The sequence below is a fragment of the Streptomyces sp. NPDC097617 genome, assembly GCF_044761485.1.
Taxonomy (GTDB): Bacteria; Actinomycetota; Actinomycetes; order Streptomycetales; family Streptomycetaceae; genus Streptomyces.
Map to the genome: position 1 here is coordinate 1 of NZ_JBIWCL010000081.1, position 1,518 is coordinate 1,518.

Annotated in this window: 2 protein-coding genes; both read left to right on the plus strand. The window is 59.7% G+C overall.

Annotated elements, in window-relative coordinates; genetic code table 11:
- Positions 1 to 729 (plus strand): hypothetical protein (locus tag ACIQZO_RS40480; RefSeq protein ID WP_403636429.1); only part of this gene is annotated, 729 nt, incomplete at its 5' end.
- 293 nt (positions 730 to 1,022) lie between these two features.
- Positions 1,023 to 1,409, plus strand: coding sequence for a hypothetical protein (locus ACIQZO_RS40485; RefSeq protein ID WP_403636431.1), 387 nt, complete (start codon positions 1,023 to 1,025; stop codon positions 1,407 to 1,409).
- Positions 1,410 to 1,518: the final 109 nt, after the last annotated feature.

Consider the following 1,518-nt stretch of genomic DNA (forward strand, 5'->3'; position numbering starts at 1 on the left):
CGCTTCCTCTCCGTGGACCCGCTGATGGTGGTGGACGACCCGCGCCAGCACAACGCCTACCAGTACGGCAACAACAGCCCCCTCACCGAGTGGGATCCGACCGGCGAAGCCCTTCCAGAGTGCCGCAGCGGCATGTACAAGTGCACCAACGGATCCAACCCATACGACTACGGACACAATTACGAAAAGGAAGTCGCCATCGCAGGCGGCACACTCGACGCAGAATACGTGAAACGGAAAATCCGAAACAAGTATGTTTGTCGGAAAGATCCCGGGTGTAAGCCCTCCACTAGTCGCTGGTCGAGCTTCTCTAAGAAGGTGGAGAAGAAGCCGGAGAAGAAGAAATTCCTGGCAAACGTTTGGAGCAATGTAGCCGAGAAGGCTGAAAAGAAGTGGGAAAGGGCTACCAGCAACCGTCGACTCACTCAGCTTGCCGCAGGGATAGGTGTCGGCATGATTGCCGGGCTTGTGGCGGTGGCGGCATGCGCCGGAACGGCAGGCCTCGGGTGTGTTGTCATCGCTGGAGCAATGACGGGCGCCCTCATAGGAACGCCCACTTTCCTGGGTATCGACAAGGCCTACGGCCATAAGACAACTGGACCGCAGGCGGTCAACTACTTGGCCAAGAATTCCGTGGGAGGAGGGTTCCAGGGGGCGTTTCGGAGCCTCATGGGAGCAGGTCCGCTGGGCTATGCGATCGGTCGAGTACGCGACGCGTTTACCCGTTAACCTTCGACGCGCGTGATCACTCGCCGGTAAGCGCCTTCTACCGCCGGACAGAGGTCCGGAGGGATTGGAAATGCGGGAGGGGTTCGGGGCTCGGAAGAGCCCCGAACCCCTCCCGGGAGAGAAGATATCAATTGAAGGTTCGATTTCACCCGCAGCTGCTTGTATCCCGCATCCGTTGGGCCGGGCCGATCAATGACGGGACGGAGTGTATGGCGGCCGACACTCCCCTCGGCCGGCTCTCCCTGTATAGGTCACGATCAAGCGTTCCCTCGGTTGGCTCAGCGGTGGGCGGGGTGCTCGAAGACTGGAAGGTTCTGCTGGATGGAGGCGAGCTGGCGGAGATCCGTGGGGTCGCGCAGCCCGGCCATGCTATGAGGGCCCAGGTGACGCGCGGCGTGCGGGGCAGTTTGGCGAATGATGGCGTTGCTGTGATTGGGGCGACTTCGCTGTTCGCCTCAAAGAGGTTCGTGAGGTTTTCTGCCGAGGGTCACATAATTGAATTTCGTGGGAGATGGGGAAATCTGTCCATTCTGGACGGATCGGGAATATTGCTGGCGCGAAAGCACTCATTGACCTGGGAGATGCCTGACGGTGACATGCGCATCTTTGGGGCAACTGCACTCCTTGAGATGGCCGGCCTTGAATACATCCTTAGAAATCCGGTTCTCTCCGCATTCTGATGCCGTCTGTCGGTCAGGGTCTCTTGCAAGATCGAGTTTGTCCGGTTCGCCGGAAGGGGACCGGAGTTGGGTGGAGCGTCCCGCTTCGGGTGGGTGATGAACGCAGTGC